This is a genomic window from Thermoanaerobacterium sp. CMT5567-10, from assembly GCF_030534315.2.
GTDB lineage: Bacteria > Bacillota > Thermoanaerobacteria > Thermoanaerobacterales > Thermoanaerobacteraceae > Thermoanaerobacterium.
Window position 1 is genome coordinate 2,009,937 of sequence record NZ_CP130558.2, and the last position, 16,584, is coordinate 2,026,520.

At 35.2% G+C, this 16,584-nt stretch carries 15 protein-coding genes and 1 other annotated feature; of the genes, 12 read left to right on the forward strand and 3 right to left on the reverse strand.

Translation table 11 applies throughout. The features are described 5' to 3' along the window. Nucleotides 1-68 precede the first annotated feature (68 nt). From Q2T46_RS10220 to aroF, 3 genes are all read right to left on the reverse strand, one after another. Complete coding sequence (locus Q2T46_RS10220) at nt 69-332, reverse strand: Txe/YoeB family addiction module toxin (protein WP_303265563.1); 264 nt, start codon at nt 330-332, stop codon at nt 69-71. Further along, the gene (locus tag Q2T46_RS10225) at nt 317-574 is read right to left on the reverse strand and encodes a type II toxin-antitoxin system Phd/YefM family antitoxin (protein WP_303265562.1); all 258 of its coding nucleotides are present in this window, start codon (nt 572-574) and stop codon (nt 317-319) included. Before Q2T46_RS10225 ends, Q2T46_RS10220 begins: the two co-directional genes overlap by 16 nt. Before the next feature lie 329 nt (nt 575-903). Continuing rightward, a complete protein-coding gene (gene aroF / locus Q2T46_RS10230; RefSeq protein WP_303265561.1) occupies nt 904-1,911 on the reverse strand; it encodes a 3-deoxy-7-phosphoheptulonate synthase in 1,008 nt (335 codons plus the stop codon). A gap of 48 nt (nt 1,912-1,959) precedes the next feature. Next, nucleotides 1,960-2,190 (reverse strand) — a binding site (T-box leader). A 138-nt stretch (nt 2,191-2,328) separates the two neighbouring features. On the opposite strand from aroF, the gene Q2T46_RS10235 reads away from it, so the two are divergent. The 12 genes from Q2T46_RS10235 to Q2T46_RS10290 all read left to right on the forward strand — a co-directional run bounded on the left by Q2T46_RS10235 (nt 2,329) and on the right by Q2T46_RS10290 (nt 16,582). Next, complete coding sequence (locus Q2T46_RS10235) at nt 2,329-3,057, forward strand: fumarylacetoacetate hydrolase family protein (protein WP_303265560.1); 729 nt, start codon at nt 2,329-2,331, stop codon at nt 3,055-3,057. An 11-nt stretch (nt 3,058-3,068) separates the two neighbouring features. Beyond that, nucleotides 3,069-5,531 carry an MBL fold metallo-hydrolase RNA specificity domain-containing protein gene (locus Q2T46_RS10240; RefSeq protein ID WP_303265559.1) on the forward strand — a complete coding sequence of 821 codons (2,463 nt, stop codon included), beginning with the start codon at nt 3,069-3,071 and terminating at the stop codon, nt 5,529-5,531. Nucleotides 5,532-5,556: 25 nt separating this feature from the next. After that, nucleotides 5,557-6,810 carry a nickel-dependent lactate racemase gene (larA, locus tag Q2T46_RS10245; protein WP_303265558.1) on the forward strand — a complete coding sequence of 418 codons (1,254 nt, stop codon included), beginning with the start codon at nt 5,557-5,559 and terminating at the stop codon, nt 6,808-6,810. 5 nt (nt 6,811-6,815) lie between these two features. Continuing rightward, on the forward strand, nt 6,816-7,382 hold the full coding sequence (dhaS, locus tag Q2T46_RS10250) for a dihydroxyacetone kinase transcriptional activator DhaS (RefSeq protein ID WP_015312495.1): 567 nt from the start codon (nt 6,816-6,818) through the stop codon (nt 7,380-7,382). Between the two features lie 124 nt (nt 7,383-7,506). Continuing rightward, a complete protein-coding gene (locus Q2T46_RS10255) occupies nt 7,507-9,084 on the forward strand; it encodes an oleate hydratase (RefSeq protein ID WP_303265557.1) in 1,578 nt (525 codons plus the stop codon). A gap of 285 nt (nt 9,085-9,369) precedes the next feature. Beyond that, nucleotides 9,370-9,780, forward strand: a complete 411-nt coding sequence (locus tag Q2T46_RS10260) for a type VII toxin-antitoxin system MntA family adenylyltransferase antitoxin (RefSeq protein ID WP_132775687.1) — start codon at nt 9,370-9,372, stop codon at nt 9,778-9,780. Nucleotides 9,781-9,809: 29 nt separating this feature from the next. Then, nucleotides 9,810-10,028, forward strand: a complete 219-nt coding sequence (locus Q2T46_RS10265; RefSeq protein WP_303265774.1) for a type VII toxin-antitoxin system HepT family RNase toxin — start codon at nt 9,810-9,812, stop codon at nt 10,026-10,028. 216 nt (nt 10,029-10,244) lie between these two features. Continuing rightward, nucleotides 10,245-12,929, forward strand: a complete 2,685-nt coding sequence (locus tag Q2T46_RS10270; RefSeq protein ID WP_303265556.1) for a sigma-54-dependent transcriptional regulator — start codon at nt 10,245-10,247, stop codon at nt 12,927-12,929. A gap of 119 nt (nt 12,930-13,048) precedes the next feature. Then, entirely contained in the window at nt 13,049-13,378 is a 330-nt protein-coding gene (locus tag Q2T46_RS10275; RefSeq protein WP_015312490.1) for a PTS lactose/cellobiose transporter subunit IIA, read from the forward strand. A 54-nt stretch (nt 13,379-13,432) separates the two neighbouring features. Then, nucleotides 13,433-13,732, forward strand: coding sequence for a PTS sugar transporter subunit IIB (locus Q2T46_RS10280; protein WP_094044622.1), 300 nt, complete (start codon nt 13,433-13,435; stop codon nt 13,730-13,732). A 32-nt stretch (nt 13,733-13,764) separates the two neighbouring features. After that, nucleotides 13,765-15,051: a PTS sugar transporter subunit IIC gene (locus Q2T46_RS10285; RefSeq protein ID WP_303265555.1), complete on the forward strand. Its 1,287-nt coding sequence runs from the start codon at nt 13,765-13,767 to the stop codon at nt 15,049-15,051. Between the two features lie 115 nt (nt 15,052-15,166). After that, a complete protein-coding gene (locus Q2T46_RS10290; RefSeq protein WP_303265554.1) occupies nt 15,167-16,582 on the forward strand; it encodes an alpha/beta hydrolase domain-containing protein in 1,416 nt (471 codons plus the stop codon). The last annotated feature ends 2 nt before the right edge of the window (nt 16,583-16,584 follow it).

Here is a 16,584-nt window from a genome sequence, read left to right on the forward strand (position 1 = left end):
ACGATGACTTTGCGATAAAAGTTCTATGTGAGTAAGTTCGCGGCTAACTGTTATTATTTTATTGTCTTTTACTGGTAGTGTGTCCACATCCTGTAGATTTTTACAACTCTTTTTTCTTCTAAAACTTCGTATATTATTCTATGCTGAATGTTTATTCTTCTTGAAAATTTTCCTTGCAAATCTCCTTTTAATTTCTCATAAGGAGGAGGATTTTGGTACGGATTTTCTTTTAATATCTTTAAAATTTCTTTTGCTTTTCCATCTAATCCACATTCTTCTAGCTTTTTTGCATCTTTTAAAGCATATTTCGAAAATTTTAGTTTATATCCCATCCTAAATCTTCCTCGTCTTTCCATTCGTCTAACGGTGTTTTATCAGCTTCTATGAAACTTTCTTTTAAATTTGGTATTGACAATAAATACAAGGTTTCTTGAATTGCATTCCAGTCTTCTTCAGAAATTAAAATTGCATTGCCTTTTCTAGAAGTTATTTGGATTGGTTCGCTGTACTTTTTAACTTGCTCAATTATTTTATATATGTTTTGCCTTACTTTTGTCACAGGCATTATCTTCATATAAATCACCTCTGTATATAATTATAACGTACTTAAAAACGTACGTCAATTGGCAATAGTAAAAATGTTTTTTTGTTTTCGATTATATATGTCTTGTAATATTAGCTAATTATTTCAGAAAAAAATTTATTAATTTTGTTCCCGAAAAGATTGCTTAACAGAAAGACTAGACGATATGTTCAATGTGAATATTGTCTTGACATTTTATATTGTAAACCATAGAAAAAGCTAATGTATGCCGATAAAAATAGCTGGGTTATCGTAGGATAATCCAGCTATTTTAGCGTGCAAACATGGGCGATAGCTATAAATGTTATATCTTGATTGCCTCAGTTTTTTAAAGCTAAAAGTATTTTATTAACCTCACTGCACACTTTATCAAATTCCTCAGGCGTAAGCGACTGTGCGCCGTCTGAAAGAGCTATATCCGGATGCGGGTGCACTTCTATGATAAGCCCATCTGCCCCAACTGCTACGGCAGCCCTTGATAGCGGCGCTATAAGGTCACGCCTTCCTGTTCCGTGGCTGGGGTCTACAATTACAGGAAGGTGTGAAAGGTTTTTAACAGCAGCGACAGCATTTAGGTCCAGAGTGTTTCTTGTGTACGTCTCAAATGTGCGTATGCCTCTTTCACAAAGTATCACATTTGGATTTCCTTCTTTCATGATGTATTCCGCTGCGTTAAGCCATTCTTCTATAGTCGATGACAAGCCGCGCTTTAATAGAACGGGCATGTTTGACTTACCTATCTCTTTTAAAAGCTCAAAATTCTGCATGTTTCTTGAACCAACTTGCAGTATATCTGCGTACTGGGATACTTTATCGATGTGGGAGCTGCTGACTATCTCTGTGATAGTAACCATGCCTGTTTCTCGTCCGACGGCATTTAGTATCTTAAGCCCTTCTTCTTCTAATCCCTGAAAAGAGTATGGGGATGACCTTGGTTTGTATGCTCCACCCCTTAAAATTTTTGCGCCTGATTTTTTGACTGCTTTAGCAGCTTCAATCATCTGCTCATAGCTTTCTACAGCACATGGTCCTGCCATCATGACAAAATTGCCTCCGCCGATATCTACGTCTTTGACTCTTACAACGGTATTGTCAGGCTTTGCAGATCTTGATACAAGCTTATACGGTGATGAAATTCTCACTACGTCGTATACGCCTTCCATTGACGATATAGGCTTATCTTCTAAGATTTCTACATTTCCGATTACGCCGATTATTGACCTTTCAGCACCATTTACTACATGCGTCGATAAATTGAATTTTCTTACGTATTCGCAGACATTTTTTATATTTTCCTCTGTGGCATTTTCTTTCATTATAATGACCATGTAATCAGCCCCTTTTAACATATTTTCTGATAAAAAAAATCTCTCATCCCAAAGGACGGAGATTTTCCGCGGTACCACCTTTATTAACCGTAAAAGGTTCACTCTAAGAGTACAATCATACTCCCTTCTTTTTAACGGTAGAAGACTCCGGCATCACCTACTTTAGTTTCAGATCGCAACTTAAGAGGGAACTTCAATATGCTTAAGATGTCCGGCTTCCACCGTCCCGGACTCTCTTTAATCCTCCGCATACCTACTTTCCTCTTTCATCGTCTTTCACTCAAATTATTGTAATAATAATACAACAAAAATATCTATGTGTCAATAAAATTTTTTACTTTAAACTGCTAAAACATTTTTACACGTGTTATATAATATGCTAAAATATCTATTAAAGATAAAAAAGGAGCGGTGAATATGAGAATTGTGAGAATAGACGATGAAGGAAAGAAGTATGGAGTAGTAGATGGTGAAAATATTTTTACAATAGATGGGAGCTTGATGAAAAGTTTAAAAATTGACGATGCGAAACTTTTACCGCCATGCGAAATAACAAAGGCTGTATGCGTTGGATTGAATTACGGTGATCATATTGAGGAGATGGGAGACAAGCGTCCTGATGAGCCTACATTGTTCATAAAGCCTGCAACTGCAGTGATAGGACCTGATGATTACATAGTAATTCCTAAAATGTCAGGAAGGGTTGACTACGAAGGAGAATTGGCCGTTGTCATTAAGAATACGGCAAAGGATGTTTCAGAAGATGAGGCATTAAATTATGTACTGGGATATACGATTGCAAATGATGTTACTGCAAGAGATCTGCAGTCAAAAGACGGGCAGTGGACGAGGGCAAAGTCATTTGACACATTTCTGCCTATAGGGCCATGGATTGAAACAGATTTAGACCCTTCAAACTTAGAGATAAAAACATATGTAAATGGCGTATTGAAGCAGCACAGCAACACAAAGCACCTTATATTCAGTGTACCTAAGCTTGTATCATTCATATCGCATATCATGACATTAAACCCCGGTGATGTAATACTTACAGGAACCCCATCGGGAGTAGGACCGCTTAATTCAGGCGATGTTGTCACAATCGAGATTGAAGGAATAGGTAAGCTGACAAATAAAGTCAAGTAAAGGAGATACACATGAAGCTTTATTTTTGTGGTGGAGCAAGTGAAGTAGGTGCATCATGCTACTTGGTGAATATAGACGGGAAAAATATTTTACTAGATTGTGGAATAAGGATGTCATCAAGCAAGGACAATCTTCCTGATTTTCAGCTTATTCAGGAAAATGGTGGAGTAGATGTCATAGTAATAAGCCATGCCCACATGGATCATATAGGTGCTCTTCCGATAATATCAAGAATATACCCTGATGCAAAGATATACATGACACATGCCGCAAAGGATTTAACGCGGGTACTTTTGTATGACAGCTTAAAGATAATGGAAAAGGAAGCAGAGATACCTGCTTATGCTGAGATACACGTAAGGGAAATGCTAAACAGGATAATATGCCATACGCCGGGGCATACATTTTCTCCTTTTTTAGATGCTGATTTAAAGGTGACTTTCTACAGTGCAGGTCACATAGAAGGTGCAGCGTCAATATACATAGTCGGAAATGAGGGAAGCATTTTTTATTCCGGCGACTTCTCAAGATTTAGGCAGAATACGATAGAAGGCGCATCAATACCTAAATTAAGGCCAGATGTAGCCTTCTTTGAATCTACGTATGGCGACAAGCTTCATGCAAATAGAGAGGTGGAAGAATCAAGGCTTGTTGAGAAGATAGGATCTGTAGTAAAAAATGGCGGGAAAGTGTTGATACCTGCTTTTGCCTTAGGGAGAGCGCAGGAAATAATCCTCATACTTAAAAAAGCCATAAATAAAGGCATGATAGATACCAAGGTGTACGTAGATGGAATGGTAAAAGACATATGCAGGATTTATAAATTAAATCCAAACTATTTAAGGCAAAATCTGGCCAAGAAGATTTTTAAAGGTGGAGAAATATTTTTTGATGACAACGTAATGCCAGTTGATAGGCCTGAGATGCGGGAAGATATCATAAAAGAGCCATGCGTGATAGTATCAAGCTCAGGCATGCTTACAGGCGGCCCCAGTCAGTGGTATGCCGAAAAACTGGCAGGAGATGAAAAAAATCTGATAGCCATAACAGGGTATCAAGATGAGGAATCGCCGGGAAGAAGGCTTTTGGAGCTTACGGATGAAAAAGACGATGATAAAAAGCTTAAATTGGCGGATAAGGAAATACCGATAAAATGCGCAGTTGACAAATTTGGACTTTCAGCACATGCAGATATGAGCGAAATACTGTCACTTGCCAATATCCTTCATCCTAAAAAGGTATTTTTAATCCATGGCGATCCAGATACGATAAATTTTTTAGGGAAAGAGATACAAAAAGACATTAAAACAGATGTGTACGTGCCACAGAATGGCGATGTGCAGGAGATTGATATACAAAATCCGAGAAAACAGCTTAAAAGAAAACCATATCCTTCAATGAAAATGGAAGAAGCTTTAAACGAAGGAAATATAGAAAAGCTTTGGAGGTTTGTATTTGACAGAATCGGTGCAGATGCTGCATTATCTGTAGAAGATATAGCGGAAATCTGGGGTTGTATGGAAGATACTGATGCTTTAAAAGATTTACTAAATAACTCAGTGTATTTTCAGCCTGACAAAAGGAGGATGTTTTTATACCATGCTGTTCTGGAAGAAGAATTGAAGAAGGAAAAAGATGAGGGCCCTATGGAAGTGAATCAGATGCTGTCGTTAGTTGATGAATACTTTACAAGAGAGTCAGGTCTTTACAAAAAAGGCGCCAGATTCGACGAGAAGATAGCTCTTTTGTACTTCGATTTTCCTGACATAGCAAAAGATAGATATTCCCATCTATTTAAAGAATTTGAAGAAAGAACAGGTTGGAAAGTTGAGATCAACGACAATATAAATACATCAGCCATAAATGATGTGATATATAAGCTTGTGCCAAATGTCTCTATTAACAAAGTGTCCTACAAAGGTGCTGACAAGTTAGTATCTGTAAAGATTGACGGAGAAATTGGAAATATTGAGGAAGTAAAAGATAAATTTTACAATGAGACGGGACTTAAGCTTAACATTAATGGGAAAGATGTGTCAGTTGATACAATTCGTGTTGTTGATACAGGTGCCGATAAACTTGAGCAGAATGAGGCACTTAAGATCATAGATGAAGCGTTTAAGGATTTGCTTCATAAGCCTTATAAAAAAAGCATTAAGACAGCAAACGGCATCAAGTACATTGAACTTTCCTTTATATCTAAGGTAGTAGGGGAAAGGTATAAAGAAAAAATAGATGAACTTATAAAGAAGACTGGCTGGACGATAGTTGTAGGAAGTGGATGCAATCAGATAGAAGTCATAAATATCGCAAAGAGAGTATTTGGTGAAATGGGAGTAAAACTTAAGAAAAATCCAAGCGTGTATTTAGACGACATGACAGTTGGCATTTCAATAGATGGTGATGTTGATGATGAACTTATTAAAAAAATAAGTGATAAGTTGTACGATATGACAGGCTTAAGGCTGAGATGAATATTCGCGGAAAGGAAGGTTTGTGATGGGTTATAAAGAGATCTCCTTAAAATACGGGAAAGGTGCGGTAGACGTAAGAATAGATGAGAATATGTGTACAGTGCTGTATCCTGAGGATTTGCCTGGTGTTGAAGACCCTATGGCGGAAGTATCAAGATCGCTTAAAGATCCAATTGGTAAAGTGCCTTTATCTGATTTGGTCAAGGGCAAAAAAGATGTCGTAATATTAGCCAGCGATATAACTCGCCCGTCGCCATCTCACATTCTAATACCACCTATAATCGATGAATTAAACAAGGCAGGCATAAGCGATGATAGCATAAAAATCGTTTTTGGGCTTGGATACCACAGGAAACATACAGATGATGAAAAGAAGACGCTTGTTGGTGAAGAAGTGTTTAATAGGATAAAGTGCATCGACCATGATATAGATGACTGCGTATACGTTGGTACTACAAAAAGAGGTACGCCTGTAGAAGTCTTTCGTGAAGTGTACAATGCAGATTTCATCATAGCTACAGGTAATTTAGAGCTTCACTATAAGGCAGGGTACAGCGGAGGACATAAAGCTTTGCTTCCGGGTGTGTGCAGCAAAAATACCATAGAAAAAAATCACGTCCTTATGTTTTCAGAAGGAGCGATGCCAGGCAAAATCGATGGAAATCCTATGAGAGAGGATATCGAAGAAGGAGGAAAGCTGGCAGGTGTAAATTTTATAGTAAATGCAGTTTTAAATAGCCATAAAGAGATAGTGAAAGTAGTATCAGGGGAGCCGATAAAAGCTCACAGAGAAGGCGCTAAATACATCGATAAGATGTACAAAAGAGTTATACCAGAAAAAGCCGATATTGTCGTCGCATCTTGCGGAGGATACCCAAAAGACATTAACCTTTATCAAGCTCAAAAAGGGCTTGACAATGCCCAATATTCTGTAAAAGACGGTGGAACAATAATATTAGTGGCGGAATGCAGAGAAGGTTTGGGAGAGAAGCTTTTTTCAGACTGGATGGTAAATTCATCATCTGTAGATGAGCCATTAAAGTGGATAAAAGAGGAATTCAGGCTTGGCGCACATAAAGCTGCTGTAATCTGCGAAGTATTAAAAAGGGCTGATATCTACCTTGTATCATCTTTTGACCGCAGCTTCACTGAAAAGATATTCTTTAAATATGCAAAGACTCCGCAGGATGCACTTGATGAAGCTATTAAAAAATATCGCGATCCCAAGGTACTTGTTCTTCCATACGCAAATTCTACGTTGCCATATGTGGAGGAGTAAAATTTATGGCAAATTCTCAAATAACGAAAAAAGCAATGGCTGATGCGCTTAAAGAATTGATGAAAACAAAGCCATTAAATAAAATCTCCGTACAGGATATCGTAAATAAATGTGGCCTCAATAGGCAGACTTTCTATTATCATTTTCACGATATTTTTGAACTGCTTGAGTGGATTTATAAAAAAGAAGCCATTGAAAAAATCTCTCAATATAAAAATTATGAACATTGGACAGAGGGATTTTATCAAGTATTTAAATACATTGAGGATAACAAATTATTCTGCATGAATACATTAAACTCATTGGGTAGAGAACACTTGGAGAATTATCTTTATTCTGTAACATATGACCTTGTTATTGGGGTTGTTTATGAAATATCCAGAAATATGAAAGTGAAGGAGAAATACAAGGAATTTATTGCGAATTTTTATACCCTGGCATTTATAGGATTAATAATACAATGGATGAAAAAAGGGATGAGGGAAGAACCGGAGAAACTAATTAAAGATTTAAGTGAACTTATTGAAGGCAATTTCATGAAAGCTCTACAAAAATATGAGCTGTGTGATTAAAAAATATACAAATTCTATCAAATGTCAAAATTTTATACAGTTTAAGCTCTTTGATTATTTCAAAATCAGTGTTATAAAGCTATATTATTTTTAGAAATATTCGATAATCAAGGAGCTGATTTTTATGAGAGATTATAAAAACACTCATGCTTATTTTGTAGGAGGAGGAATAGCTTCACTTGCAGGAGCGTGCTATTTGATTAGGGACTGCAGCTTTCCAGGTGATCATATTCATATTTTCGAAGAATTGAATGTCTTAGGTGGAAGCAATGATGGTGCGGGTAATCCTGAAACTGGATATGTAATAAGAGGCGGCAGGATGTTAAACGATGAGACTTATGAAAATACTTGGGAGCTTTTATTGTCAATACCATCTATTGACAATCCAGAGAAATCTGTTAGAGAAGAAATAATTGAATTTGATTCTCAGCATCCAACCCATTCCAATGCAAGACTTGTTAATAATAACGGTGAAGTCGTAGATGTATCATCTATGGGTTTTGACAATGAAGATAGGATTGCTTTGGCAAAGCTCATTGTAACGCCTGAAGAGAAGCTTAATATGTTAAAAATTAGTGATTGGTTTAAACCACACTTTTTTGAGACCAATTTTTGGTACATGTGGGCAACGACTTTTGCATTTCAACCGTGGCATAGTTTAGCAGAATTAAGAAGATATATGATAAGGTTTATGCATGAATTTCCAAGAATTCATACATTGGAAGGTGTGACAAGAACACCTTATAATCAATACGATTCTTTAATTTTGCCAATAAAGAAGTTCTTGGAAAATCACAATGTTGATTTCAAACTGAAATGTGTCGTAACAGATCTAGACTTTAAGGATTCAGATAAAATTACGGTTACAAAGATATACTACAAAGAAGAAGGTATGGAAAAAACAATTGAGTTAAATGAAAGCGACGTTGTATTTGTCACAAATGGTTCAATGACAGAGGGCTACAGCTTAGGATCCATGACAAAGCCACCTGTTTTAAATGAAAAAGGTGCATCGTGGAAATTATGGGATAAGATTTCAAAGAAAAAACAAGGTTTAGGAAATCCTACTGTATTTGACGATAATATACAAGGGTCAAAGTGGGAATCATTTACTGTAACTTGTTATAATTCAAAGTTTTTTGATTTGATGGAAAAATTTTCGCGTAATAAAGCTGGGACAGGCGCTCTTGTTACATTTAAGGATTCTAATTGGTTTATGTCAATTGTTTTGGCACATCAACCACACTTTAGAAATCAACCTGATAATGTGAAAGTATTTTGGGGGTATGGATTGTATCCTGATAATCCAGGTAATTATGTTAAAAAGAAAATGTCAGAATGTGCAGGAGAAGAAATATTAATTGAACTTTTGCATCATTTAAAATTTGAAAAAGAAATGGGTGATATAATAAAATCGGCAAATTGCATTCCATGCATGATGCCATTTATTACAGCACAATTTATGCCAAGGTCGATAGGAGATAGGCCTCAAGTTGTACCGGAAGGCTCAACTAATTTAGCATTTATTGGACAATTTTGTGAAATACCTGATGACGTAGTATTCACAGAAGAATATTCAGTTAGATCTGCAAGAATTGCTGTATATAAACTTTTTGGAATAACTAGACCAGTGGAACCAATAAATCAATATCAGTATGATGTAAGAACGTTATTTAAGTCATTTGTGACGATGTTCAAATGAATATATGATTAAAAATCTCTCCATCTGAAAAGAGGGGAGATTTTTTAATGTTATTATTTAATATTAACGCGAAATTATTTTTGCAATTGTTAATAAAAACTAAATAGCAAAAGGTTTGAAAGAAAATTTTCATCTTTTTAAGGTGGGATATGAATTTCTATTGTATGCGATAGAACAATATGGCATAATAATCTTGAAAGATTTTATCAAGAAAAGTTAAGGTCTTTTTATACAATCGTTTTTTGATTAATATCATATGTATCATAATGAATGGTGGTGATGACGATGAATATTAACGATGAACAAGTCGATGTAATAAAGAATTTTCTTATAAATAAAGTAGAGCCGTATGTAATATATCTGTTTGGTTCGGCTGTAAATGGTATATTTAGAAGCGACAGTGATATTGATATTGCGTATTTAAGCGATAAAGATATTAGCGGTTATGATTTATTTATGATTTCGCAGGAATTAGCGGATTTACTAAAACGGGATGTGGATTTAATAGATTTGCGAAAAGCATCAACTGTATTCAAAGCTCAGGTGGTAGGAACGAAAAAAATAATTTATTGTAGTGATGATTTAAGGCGAATGAATTTCGAAATGTATGCATTGAAAGATTATGCGAAATTGAATGAGGAAAGAGCTGAAATAATTGATAAAATATTAAAAAGGGGACGAATTTACAATGAGTGATGTTGTAATTAATAAAACTGAAATTACACATTCCTCAAAATAGTAGAGATGCATTTGAACTGCTTCGAAAAAATGGTGTCATAGATGGTGCATTAGAGAAGAAATTAAAATCCATGGTTGGTTTTAGAAACATCGCTGTGCATAATTATCAATTGATAGATTTGAAAGTTGTCCAGGATTTGATTGAAAATGGCTTAAATGATTTGATAGTCTTTTCAAAAATAATACTGCAACAATATAATAATTAGATATGGGATTATTTACGAGGGATGGAAGAAAGATGTTTGGGATTGCAAAGGTGGTTTTTAAAGCCGCCTTATTTTTATGCAAAAAATAAATAAGCAAGTGCAAAGTTTTTCATTTATATTAAGATTTAGTTAATGTATAATAAATAAAAGAGAATATTGTGCGTAATTTGATTTAAAATTGATTTATGTTATATTGTTTTACTTGAGGTGGTAACTTTGAAGAGAATCGATATTATTTATCAGAAACTAAAAGAACTGGATAGAGGAATAGGCGTAAGTGCTTCTGATATAGCTGACTCTCTTGGGCTTAGCAGAGCAAATGTCAGTAGCGATCTAAATAGACTATGTGATGAAGGAAAAGCAGTTAAAGTAGGTACAAAGCCGGTACTTTTTAGATATGTTGAGGAAATTTCAAATAAAAGAGAAGAGACTTCTCTTGATAAATTTTTAGAAAAAAATCCAAGCCTATTTTCTGCAGTGGAGCAGGCTAAAGCAGCGATACTGTATCCTCCCAATGGAATGCACATATTAATATTGGGAGAGACAGGCGTTGGGAAATCAATGTTTGCAGAACTCATACACAAATATGCAATTGAAATGAATAGAATGGATGAAAATTCTCCGTTTATAGTTTTTAACTGCGCAGATTATGCCAATAATCCACAACTTTTGGTGGGACAAATATTTGGTTCTAAAAAGGGTGCTTATACAGGTGCGGATTATGATAAAGTGGGACTTATAGAAAAAGCTGATGGAGGAATACTTTTCCTAGATGAGGTTCATAGGCTTCCACCAGAGGGGCAGGAAATGTTTTTTACCTTTATGGATAAGGGTATATTTAGAAGGCTTGGTGAAACCGATTTAGAGAGAAAATCCAATGTATTGATAATTTCTGCTACTACAGAGAATCCAGATTCTATCCTTCTTAAGACATTTACAAGAAGAATTCCGATGATTATACGTCTGCCAAGTCTTCGAGAGAGAAGCATTGATGAGAGATTCAACCTTATCTGCCAATTTATAAGAGAAGAATCGAACAAACTCGGTAGACAAATTATTGTGTCGGTAAATTCAATGAAAGCTTTTCTAAGCTATAACTGTCCAAATAACATTGGGCAGTTAAAAACAGATATTCAGCTTGCGTGTGCAAAAGCATATGCAGATTTTGTTTCAAATAAAAAAGAAGAAATAAAAATAAATAGCATTGATTTGCCACAGTATATAAGAAATGGACTTTATATGGAAACGGAACACCGTCAACTTTGGAATAAGTTTTTAGAGATAAATAAAAGGTACTACGTATTTGACAAAAATGAAGAGAACATTTTGTTTGAGAAAGATAGCAGCAAAGATAATATTTATGAAATGATAGATTCTAGGATGCATGAACTTAAAAGCATGGGACTTTCAGGTGAAGAACTTGATAAAGAGATGGAGAAAGATATAAATGATTACTTTGAAAAGTATTTTCACAAAGTCAATAAGATTATTGACGTTTCTGACATCGAAAATGTCGTTGGCATTGAAATCGTCCAAACGGTAGAAGAGATTATAAAATATGCTGAAAAGAGGCTGAAAAAGGAATTAAGCAAAGAACTTTACTGTGGAATGGCGGTACACATATACAATGCAGTTGAGCGAATTAAGCGAAATAGAAAGATAGTGAATCCACAGCTAAATAGAATTAGAACTGAACATAGTGAAGAATTTAATACAGCCCTTGATTGCCTGAAAATAATAGAGCGAGTATTGGATGTATCTATGCCTATCGATGAAGCTGGCTTTCTTGCTATGCTTTTTGCCTACGACGGTAGAGTTGTAAAAGAGCAAGAGAAGAAAGATGTAAAAGTAATCGTAATTGCACATGGTACTGCTACAGCTAGTTCTATGGTGGAAACTGCCAATAACCTTTTAGGAACGAAATATGCTATAGGCATTAATGCTCCCCTTGATGAAAAGCCTCAGCAGGTAATTTCAAGGTTGAAGGCATATCTTAAAAATGCTGGGATAAAATCTGATATCTTATTTTTAGTGGACATGGGGTCGCTTACAACTTTTGGGGAAGAAATTGAAAAAGAATTTGGAATAAGGACAAAAACAATTCCGCTTGTAAGTACACTGCATGTCATAGAGGCCACAAGAAAGGCAATGATGGGGTATTCTCTAGAGGAAGTATATGATGAAACTTTGAATGTCAATACATTTTTAGAGATTGAGCGGCAGGCTGATTTAGACAATGAAATGAAAGGGAAAATCTCTATTGTAACTGTATGTACAACTGGAGAAGGAAGCGCTGTTGCTGTAAAAAATATTCTTGATAAGCATCTTAAATACGACAGCAATATATTTGAAATTGTTCCTATAAATCTTGTGGGGACAGAAAGCATTCATACGAGATTGAGAAATATCGAAAGAGAAAACAAAATTTTATGCATAGTAAGCTCATTTAAAATAGATACAAGCATACCTCAGTATGGATTGCACGAAGTATTAAGTTTAGAGGCCATAAAGCCTATACAGAGGCTTATAGATATTGAAAATACTTATTTAAAGATGGGAGATACATTAGAAAATCAGTTGAAAAATATCAGCAGTAAAAGTGTTCTACAGGATATAAGAAAGTTCATAGGCGCCATTGAAGGTGAACTGAATACAAAAATTAATACAAACGCTTTGATTGGAATAGCCCTGCATGTTGCTTGTATGATAGATAGGTTAAAAGGCGGTGGATCTGTTGATGAATTTGTTGATAGGGAAAAATATATTTCGGAAAACCGTGAACTTTATAGAATAGTTAAAAAGTCATGTGAGATTTTAAATAAAAAATACGATATAAATATTTCAGATGATGAGATTTGCTACATCATGACTTTTTTCAACTACAAAACAATACTTAAATAGTACCTTGACCTTACGCGGCATTTTGCCGCCTTTTTTTATGCAATGTGTTTTGGCACGGTATTTGCATATTTAATATAATGAAAACACAACAATAATCATGATAAGAAAGGACGTTGCAAATGGAATACGAAGAAATAGTTATGAAAATTATTGTAAGCGGTGGTAATGCTAGGTCACATGCGATGACTGCCATTCAGTATGCGAAATCTGGCAATATTAAAGAGGCGAGAAAGGAGATTGATAAAGCATGTGAGGAGTTGGATAAAGCTCATGACGTGCAAACAAAACTTATTCAAGATGAAGCAGCCGGAAATAGGAAGGAAGTTACGCTTCTTATGGTACATGCTCAAGACCACCTTATGAATGCAATAACTGTAAAAGATTTAGCCCAAGAATTTATTGACATGTACGAAAAGCAGTTAAAGCTTGAAAGTGTTTTGGCACGATAATTGCATTATATATTAATAGGAAAACACATTATCTAAAAATGAGGAGGCAGTAGAATGAAAAAAATTACTTTAATTTGTGCAGCCGGAATGTCTACAAGCTTAATGGTTACAAAGATGAAGGAAGCAGCAAAAAAGTTAGGAGAGGAGGTTGAGATAAGGGCAACTTCAGAGAGCAAATTTAAGCAGTACGAAAACGATACAGACATCTTGCTTTTAGGACCCCAGGTGGGTTTTCTGCTAAATAAGTATAAACAAACGTACGAACCTAAAGGAATAAAAGTGGAAGTAATAGACAGTATAGACTATGGAATGATGAATGGAGAAAAAGTTTTAAAAAATGCGTTAGGGCTATAAAAAATGAAATTATGTCAGTGGAGGGAGTATTAATGAATAAATCTAATTTTAGTGAGAAGCTGCAAAAATTTGCACTTTTAATGCAATCTAACAGATATCTACAGGCAATTTCAAATGGATTAATGTCAGCACTTCCTATATTAATGATAGGATCATTTGCTGTTTTGTTAGCGGTACTTCCTATCGCTCCGTGGCAAACATTTATCAAAACTACTGGAATTCAGGCAATTCTTCTAATACCATATAACATAGCAATAGGATGTTTAGCATTATATGTTTCATTTTTAGTTTCTTATAAATTGGTAGAAAGTTTCGAAAAAGAACCGGTAGTACCGGCCTTGGTAAGCGTATTTTGCTTTTTACTAGTTACACCAATATCTACTTTTGAAAAACAAAACGCATTCTTATTAAGTTGGTTTGGAGTTCAAGGATTATTTACAGCATTAATCGTATCGTTGGTTGCTGCTCGACTATATATATATGTTTTAGATAAGAATTGGACTATAAAAATGCCTGCTGGTGTTCCGCCTACTATATCAAATGTATTTTCAGGATTAATACCGGCTGTAATTGTAGGTTTATTCTTTCTTGTGATTGCTGGAGTATTTTCACATACGCACTTTAAATCATTTACTCAGTTTATTTATACTTTAGTGCAAACTCCATTATCATCACTTGGTAGTAATTTTATTTCTTTATTTATTATAGTATTGATTCAAATGATTTTATGGTTCTTTGGAATGCATGGATCATTAGTTGTAAGTAGTATAATTACTGCAGTTTACTTGCCGATGGATTTACAAAACTTACAAGCTTTTTCAGCAGGACAACCACTACCTCATATTTTAGGACAACAATTTTATAATCTTTATGCAGGAATCGGGGGAGCCGGTGGTACCTTAGGATTAGTCATCCTTATGTTATTCATTGCTAAAAGTAAAAGATTAAAGACATTAGGAAAGCTTGCAATTATTCCTGGATGTTTTACTATAAATGAGCCTGTTGTTTTTGGTGTTCCGATGATGTTCAACCCCATTATGGCTATTCCTTTTATTTCTGTACCATTAATTCAGATTTTGGTTGCCTATATAGTAACCTATATAGGATTAGTACCACCACCAGCAGGGGTTCAAGTTCCATTTGGTGTACCGGTGATTGTAGCTGGTATTATGCAGGGAAGTTGGAGAATTGGATTATTGCAGCTAGTACTTATAGTGCTTTCTCTAGTTATTTATTATCCATTTTTCAAAAAATTAGACGATCAAAGTTTGCAAGAAGAGCTTAATGCAGAAAAAACAAATCAACAAGTTCAAGCTTAGAAAATAATAAAATAAAAAATTTTATCTTCAAAGAATAGTTAAAACTCGAGTTCATATACGAGTTTTAACTATTCAATAATAATAGATGATTATAATAATTTAAGGAGGCGGGCAAATGATTGAAAAAATCAAGCTAATACCTGTAACAGAAAAATCTGTCCCTTTCGCACAGGCTTCAGAAAAGTGTAATTTTGCAGAAATAGGCTATGTAGAAGAAGAATACTTCATGTGGGGAACAGCTAATATATACGAGGATGGGGAGGATCATGCTCCCATAACTATTTATAAAGATGCGCCTTATGTTAACCGATTTATAGTGCGCCGTCCCAAAGATGTTGCTAAGTTTAGTGGTAATGTCGTAATTGAAATTTTGAATGCAACGGCATTGTTTGATATCGACCGCATATGGGTTAGTTCATGGAAGTACTTTACACGAAATGGAGATATTTACATTGGAATAACAAGTAAGTCAGATGTTTTAGATTCACTTTATGCTGCGGATAGGGAAAGGTACTCAATACTGTCTTGGAAAAATCCTCTGCCTAATAGACCAGAACCCAAAAATACTGTGTTTAAGTTTTTTCCACAGTATGAAGCTGGACTATTTTGGGATATGTTGACTGACTTTGCGAAGGCACTTCGTACTAAAAGCGAAATAAATCCAATTTCTCAATATGATAACTACAAATTGTATTTAACTGGCTGGTCACAATCAGCCACATATATAGTACGTTATGTAAAATCATTTGCTTATTTGGAAAAAAATTGCTCTGAAGGACCGATATTTGATGGTTACTTAGCAGCTGGAGGCGGTGCTAGGCCAGCACCACTAAATTCTTATGAGCCTATAATTCTTTCAGGTAAAAGCTATTTTGATTCAGAAGGTGCTGGAATAATGGGAGCTAGAGAACCTTATATTGCTGTCAATACAGAGAGTGAAAATGAAGCTGTCAGGTGGAAAGGAGATAGCGATATTCCAGGAAATCTTTTCCGAGCTTATGAAATTCCAGGAGCTAGTCATGATTCTGTGAATAATATTTTAAAATGGTATAATGCCGATGAAAATTATATGGTTGGTAATAGGAAAGTCTACAAAGGTATTGATGGATTGCCTAATGATTACCCTTATGAATACGTGTTTAATGCCGCATTTAGGAATCTCTATTGCTGGGTTCGTGAAGGTGTACCTGCGCCTCATGCTGAGCCTATAAAGAGAGGACCTGATGGTAAAAATATTAGAGATGTATTTGGTAATGCTGTTGGTGGAATCCGTACTCCTTTTATTGATCTGCCCACAGCTACTTACTATGGTTTTTCTACAAAACCTGATGGGAGTCAAAGTGTATTTGGACATATGAATCCTTTTTCAAAAGAAAAAATGCAAGCAATTTATACTTCTCTGAAAAACTATCGTAATCTTGCGGAAAAAAGTACAGATTGTGCAGTTGCTTTGGGTTTCATTCTTCCAGAAGAACGAGATGAAGTTGTTGAGCTTGCAGTTGAACGGGCGGAAGCGGCAGGATTGCGTTAAAC